The organism is Phytoactinopolyspora endophytica (assembly GCF_004138495.1).
GTDB classification, from domain to species: Bacteria; Actinomycetota; Actinomycetes; order Jiangellales; family Jiangellaceae; genus Phytoactinopolyspora; species Phytoactinopolyspora endophytica.
In genome coordinates this window covers 199,534-206,666 of sequence record NZ_ML142857.1, presented here as the reverse complement: position 1 = coordinate 206,666, position 7,133 = coordinate 199,534, and the positions used below count along the sequence as shown (strand labels likewise).

Here is a 7,133-nt window from a genome sequence, read left to right as displayed (position 1 = left end):
AACTGGGCCCGGAGCCATCGTCGTGCAGTACCTGGACGAACCCGTCCATGGTGTCGAGTGCAGCGATGCCGACCTCCTCGATGCGGGCGAGGGCGCCGCGCAGGTGCTCGACGTCGTCGGCCCGGGCGAACTGTGCCGACTGGGCTTGCGCCACGATGCCGGTCAGGTCGTGTGCGACGTAGTCGTGAAGGTCTTGTGCGAGCTCCAGCCGTTGATCGCGGCGCACCGTGGAGATCAGTTCACTCCTGCGGTGAGCGAGGTAGCGAGGTAGCCCGCCGACGACCACCGCGATGGAAGGGAACATTGCCGATGCCGCGAAGTGTCCGAGAACGATGAAGAACTCGTTGACAGACGTGATCGACCACGGGTCTATCGCGGGTTCAGCGGGTGGCGAGTAGTTGATCAACCTCAGCGTCCAGGCCACACACGCGATCCAGATGACCGCCCCGGACGTCACCGCCGAGCGAAGTGGAACCACCCACCGGGCGACGGCAGCGAGCAACACATAGAGCGCGGTCAGTTCGACCACGCCGAGATTGATCCCGGCGTCATAGATCGTGATGTCGGCGAAGACGACGAGGGCGGTGATCACGAGGGAGACGGCTCCCGCCACGATCGCGACGCGATGCAGGTACTTCCGGCCGACTGACCACCCCGCGATCGTTGCCATCAATGCGCACGCCGCGACTGCAGTCGAGATGCCGACCGGTCCTGCTCGATCGTGGAGCAGCAACGCACCCGGTATCGCGAGCAACGTGAAACCGATGAACAAGGCTGGACGGATCGGCACGAGCCCAGCGTAGACATGGATCGCGAGCGAGCGTTTCGTGTCGGCCGCACAAGGCAGGCCGAGGGCACGTCCGGGCCAAGTGCCCGGGCCGTGTATCCGGCGGTCATCGTGACTTCCGAGGTCGGCCGGCTCAATGCCGCCGGCCGTAGCCCTTCTCATGCCCCAGCAACGGCGTGATGAGTGGAGCCTGCCTTTCCGTCGGGTGCTGGTGTCTGGGGCTCGCGGGTGCGGCGCAGCCAGTAGGCGAACACTGCGAGGCCAAGCAGTGGCCCCCAGATCGGGAACGGCATGAAGAAGAACCCGTAGGCGGACTCCAGCGGGTCGCCGTATTCGATGTAGTCCACGAGGGAGACCGGTCCGGCGAGCGTGATGACCGAAGCCACCAAACCGCCAGGGACCACGGCCAGCATCACCGGTACGGCGCGGCCGCCGACCACCGGGAACCAGCGTGGGAACACCTCACCCCACCGACTGATCAACCCGAGGGTCAGGACCACGCCGATGGCAACCGCCGGGGCGAAGAGGAACCCCCGGAGCCTGGTCTCGATATCCAGGCTCCGAGTGATCACGAACTCATCGACGCCGTCGCCGCCGAGAGGCCATGGAGTCAGCCACATCAGCCGACACAGTCCGTAGGGGACCGGACACAGCGCGGCGGCGATCGTGGCTCGCCGGCCCCATCGTCGAGCGGCCGCTGTCACCCGCGATGCGGCCGTACGCTCGGACGCGTTGTCGGAGCGCGTCACGCGCATCGAAGTGACGGCTGCCCACGTCCAGACTGCCGCCCCTATCAGCCAACCGAGAGTCCAGGCCATGCGTGGGTAATAGCCCTCGGGATCGTTCAGGAAGCTGCTGTAGTAGTTGGCGACAGCGTCGCCCAGAGTGGACAGTGTCAGCGTTCCGTTGGCGAGCCCGGCCACGCCGAGGAGCATCACTATGGCCGCCAACGGCAACCCGATCGGTGGCCGTCGCCGGCCGACCAGCACCAGGGCCACGACAGCGGCGACCGGCAGGGTCAGCGCGACGGCGTATCCCAAAGCGGCCAGGATGGAGCCGTCGCCCAGGACGAATGCGAAGCACAGCGCCTCCGCGACGGCACCCACAGCGAGGACCCGTGCCGCAGGCCGGACCATTCCGGCGATCGCCAGTAGGACGCCGGCAGCGGCGGCCGTCAACGCGATCGCAACTCCCGCTTCCCGCTCGATCAGGTAGTTGAAGCCGGTCCTGACGATGTCGCCCGACCCATAGGGGTACGAGTCAGGTGTGGTCAGCCAGACGGTCGCCGCGATTGCCGTGCACAGCGAGACGAACAGGGCGAGAGCACAGGGCAGGCGGTGGTTCATTGCCTGCCACCACCGACGCTGGCGGTGTCCGGACGAGCCGACGGGCAGTCGCCGTCGTGGGTGACCCGTTCGGTCAGCGCCGTACGGAGGCCGGCGCTGCCGGTTCGGAATCTGCCCTCGGCCACGGTGACACTTCGGAGCGGATCATCGAGGGCATCGGCCACTCGGGGATACCACGCCGCGATCTGTGCCTCGACCATCGGGTCGTCGGTGAGCGGAGCAGCCTGCCCGGCCAGCGTGCCGGAAACCACGATCGTGCACCCCGGGGCGATCACGGGGGCGACCTCGTCATCGAGCTCCATCACCTGGTCGGCCACCGCGGCAAGATCAGCCTCCCTGACCGACCGCTTCTGTGCCTCATTGAGCTGGCGAACCGCATCCTGTGGTTCGACGACCTCGCGGGTCGGCCAAAGTTCGACGTACGGCGCGTCGTGCGGGTGGTCCACCGTCACGACGACGAAGCCGTGACTGGCCAGGTCCTCGGCGAGTGCGGTGAAGGAGCTGCGCATGCCGCCCGGCGGGGCGCCGAGTGCGACGACTGGGAAGGACCCGTGTCGCGGCGGTGCGTACCGGTGGGCGTGCGTGGTGAACAACCAGTTGACCTCGTTCCGGCGCAGGCCGAGTCCCTCTTCGTGGTCCGGCGCCCACGCAAGCATCGCCAGCTCCGACATGTGCTGGGAGAGCCCGTAGTGGCGAAGCGGATGTTCCCCGTCGGCGGCCGGATAGCGGATGTCGACCATGACGACTCGCGAGTTGCCCGGCCGCCACGGATCTTCCCTGCCGGTGTCGAGACGCGCGTAGCGGACCCCGACGGCATCGGCCCCGGTGGGCGCGACGAGGGTGGGGCTGAAGGGCTCGTGCCATCCCGCCTCCGGCCGTCCGGGAAGGAGCAGGATCGAGGCCACAGCGGCAAGGCAGGCGACGACGATCGCGGCCAGGGGTCGAGTAGTCATGGCTCAACTCTCGGTCGGCGCGCGGCCGGATCCGATCCGCCTTTCGGCAGAGCCAACCGCCAGATGCCGCCCTGTCTCGGACCTTCGGCAGAGATCGGATCGGAGGTGGAGTCGGCAGGGTGAACACATGACTGTGAGAGCGCCCGCCAGGTCGTCCCGAGCCACGGGATTGGCCGGCCACGTTGCATTGGGGTGGTCGGCCTATGTGACGGTCATGGGGTTTACTGGACATTTGGTGGCGTCGGCTTCCCGTTCGGTCGCACGGACCCGAATGCCCCCGACTCGGCGTCTCTTTTCGTGACCATGGACTCGTCGGTCGGTGGCCCGGGCATCACCGTGACCGGCCTGATCGGGCTGCTACTGGCGTGGCTGCTGCAGCGCCGGCACTCGCTGTCCCCGGGGCGGCGGAAAGCATTGATCATTGCGGGTGTCGGCTTCGCTTGTGTCCTGGTGGCGGTGGTCCTCGACGGCCGTGCCATGTTCCTGCTGCCGCCGTTCGGGCTGAGCATCGCGCCGTGGCTGGACGCGGACTGGCCGACGATCTTCCAGATGACCAGTCCCATCGCCGCCGCCAGCTTCGTCATGGCCACGGTGACGATGGCTCGTCGTACGGCGGATCGATCGCCGGACGGACTGGCACATGCGGCAGCGGTGTCGAGAACCTGGGAACGGGTCGGGCGGTTCGCGACGTACGTCGCCATGCTGGCGCCCCTGCCCTACGCGGTCATCCGGCTGTGCTGGTCCCGCGGCTGGGCCGTCGGTGCCCCGGAGCCGTTCGTCGAGTGGCTGCTCCTCACACAGCCGGAAAACGTGTGGATCGAGCCGATCCTCGCAGGCATGGCGCTGACCGGGGTGCTCCTCACCTCCGGGTTGCTCTGCCGTTGGGGCCGGAGCTTTCCCTCGTGGATACCAGGAATCGGCGGCAGACGCGTACCGCTATGGCTGCCGCTCGGCATGGGTGGCTCGGCAGCAATGGTCGTCTGGTCCTTCGGGCGGGGGATGCTGCTCGGCCGCCTCGGGGTCGATTTCCCCGGGCAGGTGAGCGCAACCCAGGCCTGGGGCATGCCGGTCGGCGGCTGGGACTACTGGGGCGTCGACGGCCTCGCCTGGGTGCTCTTTCCGCTCTGGGGGATCTCTCTCGGAGTGGCGCTCGTCGGCTACTACCACCGGCGCCGCCTCCTTGACGCGGACGTCCTCGCTCCGCCCATTCTCGATCCGGGAGGACCGGCATCATCGGTCGGTGGCCTTCGGACAGGCAGCCTGGTGGGCCCATTGTCCGCGGCCGACGATGGCTGATCTGCCGCTCCGGCGGTCGTCGCTAGACGATGCGAGACAGGAGGTCGACGAGCTGACGTCGCTGCTTTGTCGTCAGGGGAGCGAGCACCGCGTCTTGGACCTCGGCCAGAACTGTGTCGAGCCTGAGCAACGCCTCGGCGCCCTGGGACGTGAGGGTGACAATCTTGCGACGTTTGTGGTTGGGATCGACCTTCCGCTCGACGAGGCGACGCGACTCGAGCTCGGCGAGGGCAGTGGTGACGTCGCTACGGTCGATCCCCGTGTCGCGTCCGAGATCGGCCTGGCTGGCGGGCCCCCATTGCTCGAGGGCAGCGAGCAGCCGGTAGTGGTAGCTGCGCAGCCCGTCGCCTTGGGCCTCGAAGCCCGCCGCCAAGAGCCTCGAGGAGCGGGCGTAGGCGCGACTGATGAGCCAGGTTGGACGCTCGTTGACCCGGTCCGGAGTGCGGCTGATTTGATCATGGTGCACAGGCATGCGGCCCACAATACCTATTGTGGGCCAGACCAACACGTGTTATGTTGGTACTACCAACATTGGAGCCACCAACATAAGGAGTACGCATGTCGACCAAGGAATCCACCAACGGACCCACCCGCGTCCTCGTGGTCGGTCGCAGCCCCAGCGTTCTCGTGGGCGCCGTCGACCTGATGCGCGCCAATGGGCACCTCGCCGACGCGACGAATCAGTTCGACCAGGTGTTAACCGACTACGACGTCAGCGATCTCGACCTCTTGGTCTTCGGGGGCATGGTGCCTCCCGACACCAAGCAGTTCCTGCATGAGGAAATCACCAAGCGCAGTACTGGGGTCACGTTCGTTCAAGGCCTCGTCGGCATTCCCGGAGTCCTCGCCGCCCAGGTCGAGGCCATCACCGGCGAGGGCACCTCCGATGGCGCCGAGATCGGCTACGACCCTGACGCTCGGGCCCTCGGAGTGACGCTTCCGAACGCCGCCCAGGTCACAGTCGAGACCCTGTGGATGACGTCGTGGCGGCCCCCGGAGCCCACCAGTACCTCGATGATGGTGTTCGACGGCGAACTCGCTGCCGGCTCCCACGACATCGTCCTCCCGGGCGAGGTCCCGTCCGAGGCCTCCTTCGCCGTGGTTACCGTCGGCACACAGGTGCGCGTCCTCACGGTCGGCCCCATGCCGAAAGCCGTGACACGGATGGCGCCGAAATCGTCCACCGACCAGCGGCTCCCCGACGTCGCGGCCGTCACCACCCAGGGCGAGGCCCGTAGCGCGGGTCCGGAGCGAATCGGGGTGTGACATAGCGAGCCCGGGTTCCGGACGAAGCCGGGCCAGCGCCTGCTGAACGTGGTGCTCCTTCGGTGCTCGTAGGTCGGTCGGAGTCGGAGGTTCGTCACGGCATCGGGGTCGTCGCCGACGAGGTTCTGGAGCCGGAGCAGGGACCCGCCGGGGACGTCATAGAGACGATCCTGTCGCCAAGCAGTCGTGGCACGACGTGCAGGTCTACCTCGTTGATCAGGCCCGCTCGAGGAGCTGGGCCCCGATTGTCAGAGAGAAACCTCGAGGTTCTTGCCTTGCGCCGCCCCGAACCCGGTCCGGACGGCCTCGGCCCGGCCACGAACCATCGAGCGAGATCGAGAAATGCCACAGCACCTTTCCGGCTGCGGTCTGAGGCGTGGTGCAGTCATTGATCCTCTCCTTGAGTGCGGTTGATCGAGCGTGTGGATACAGCCCGGAAACCAGGAGAGACTCATCTGGCTGCAGATCGGCAGCTATCCGGGAAGGTCACGAGGCCCGGTTGTAGGTCAAGAGCAGGCTGCTCTTCGGGGTGTGCTCGACTTCCACCAACTCGAGGCCGTGGTGTTGGCCCACCGTGTCGAATAACCGCCGTCCGCTGCCGGCGATAGCCGCGGCGATGACCAACCGCAACTCATCGACCAGGGCCGCTTCCAGAAGGGACTGAGCCAGGGAGATGCTGCCGTGGATTCCGATATCGCCGCCGTCTGTCTGCTTGAGCTCCGCGACGTACTCGGTTGCCGGGCGATCGATGACAACAGTGTTCGCCCACTCGGGTGTCAGGGGGTCAGAGGTGAAGACGTGCTTGGGTGTCTGATTGATGAAGGTCGCGAACGGCTCGACGTCGGATGTCGGCCAGTAGTCCACCCAATAGTCGTAGGTGCCTCGGCCCATCAGCACATCGTCTTGCCGCGCGATGATCCTCCCAAGATTGTCGAAGATGAGCTGACCGCTGTCGCTCATCCAGTCGCCTGGCTCCTCGGCTACTCTGTCCAATGACAGCAGTTCGTACATCACTAGTTTGCGCATGCTTTGATCCATCCCTCGGCCGGATTGTGTGTGGCGCATTGCGACGTACTCCTCAACCCAGCCCCGGCGGAAGTTGACGCCGGCCATCCAGCCCATGTCGTGCCCAGGCCCGGCCACGAACCATCGAGCGAGATCGAGAAATGCCACAGCACCTTTCCGGCTGCGGTCTGAGACGTGGTGTCAGTCATCAATGTTCTCTTTCCCCATGCACGTTCAGAACAGCCGGCCCACGCGAAGGGCAGCTTGGTCGCGTTCCCGCTGGTACCTGGACTCTGCCCGGCACGCACCGTCACACACCGATCCGCAGGACTCGCATAACGTGATCTGCCCTCGCCGCCGCACTCGCGCCAAAGCCCAGGAAAGCCGTCGCATCGAATCTCCTAAATAGATGACTGTCGATACAGCTCTCAGAGTGACATGAGATATTGATAGATGTCAATATATAGCCATGTCGATTCC

The 7,133-nt window shown here is 66.3% G+C and carries 7 protein-coding genes; 2 read left to right on the top strand and 5 right to left on the bottom strand.

The features are described from left to right. The 3 genes from ELR45_RS18790 to ELR45_RS18780 form a co-directional block, all read right to left on the bottom strand. The coding region (locus ELR45_RS18790; RefSeq protein WP_165367911.1) for a histidine kinase at nt 1-790 on the bottom strand (790 nt) is incomplete at its 3' end. Between the two features lie 155 nt (nt 791-945). After that, on the bottom strand, nt 946-2,133 hold the full coding sequence (locus ELR45_RS18785) for a hypothetical protein (protein WP_129667748.1): 1,188 nt from the start codon (nt 2,131-2,133) through the stop codon (nt 946-948). Further along, complete coding sequence (locus ELR45_RS18780) at nt 2,130-3,086, bottom strand: alpha/beta hydrolase (RefSeq protein WP_129667747.1); 957 nt, start codon at nt 3,084-3,086, stop codon at nt 2,130-2,132. Before ELR45_RS18780 ends, ELR45_RS18785 begins: the two co-directional genes overlap by 4 nt. 303 nt (nt 3,087-3,389) lie before the next feature. On the opposite strand from ELR45_RS18780, the gene ELR45_RS18775 reads away from it, so the two are divergent. Next, nucleotides 3,390-4,382 (top strand): hypothetical protein, encoded by a 993-nt coding sequence (locus ELR45_RS18775; protein ID WP_205856849.1) that lies wholly within the window; start codon nt 3,390-3,392, stop codon nt 4,380-4,382. Between the two features lie 22 nt (nt 4,383-4,404). On the opposite strand, the gene ELR45_RS18770 is transcribed toward ELR45_RS18775, so the two are convergent. Beyond that, nucleotides 4,405-4,854: a MarR family winged helix-turn-helix transcriptional regulator gene (locus ELR45_RS18770; protein ID WP_129667746.1), complete on the bottom strand. Its 450-nt coding sequence runs from the start codon at nt 4,852-4,854 to the stop codon at nt 4,405-4,407. A gap of 86 nt (nt 4,855-4,940) precedes the next feature. Here ELR45_RS18770 and ELR45_RS18765 point away from each other — a divergent pair, with 86 nt between their 5' ends. Continuing rightward, nucleotides 4,941-5,648: a hypothetical protein gene (locus tag ELR45_RS18765; RefSeq protein ID WP_129667745.1), complete on the top strand. Its 708-nt coding sequence runs from the start codon at nt 4,941-4,943 to the stop codon at nt 5,646-5,648. Nucleotides 5,649-6,134: 486 nt separating this feature from the next. Here the strand turns inward: ELR45_RS18765 and ELR45_RS18755 are convergent, their stop codons facing one another. After that, nucleotides 6,135-6,674 carry a dihydrofolate reductase family protein gene (locus ELR45_RS18755; protein WP_129667799.1) on the bottom strand — a complete coding sequence of 180 codons (540 nt, stop codon included), beginning with the start codon at nt 6,672-6,674 and terminating at the stop codon, nt 6,135-6,137. Nucleotides 6,675-7,133 lie beyond the last annotated feature (459 nt).

What these genes read in the sequence shown, in the direction of transcription:
- ELR45_RS18785 (WP_129667748.1), bottom strand. Translation starts at nt 2,133, where the DNA reads ATGAACCACCGCCTGCCCTGTGCTCTCGCCCTGTTCGTCTCGCTGTGC.
- ELR45_RS18780 (WP_129667747.1), bottom strand. Translation starts at nt 3,086, where the DNA reads ATGACTACTCGACCCCTGGCCGCGATCGTCGTCGCCTGCCTTGCCGCT.
- ELR45_RS18775 (WP_205856849.1), top strand. Translation starts at nt 3,390, where the DNA reads ATGGACTCGTCGGTCGGTGGCCCGGGCATCACCGTGACCGGCCTGATC.
- ELR45_RS18770 (WP_129667746.1), bottom strand. Translation starts at nt 4,854, where the DNA reads ATGCCTGTGCACCATGATCAAATCAGCCGCACTCCGGACCGGGTCAAC.
- ELR45_RS18765 (WP_129667745.1), top strand. Translation starts at nt 4,941, where the DNA reads ATGTCGACCAAGGAATCCACCAACGGACCCACCCGCGTCCTCGTGGTC.
- ELR45_RS18755 (WP_129667799.1), bottom strand. Translation starts at nt 6,674, where the DNA reads ATGCGCAAACTAGTGATGTACGAACTGCTGTCATTGGACAGAGTAGCC.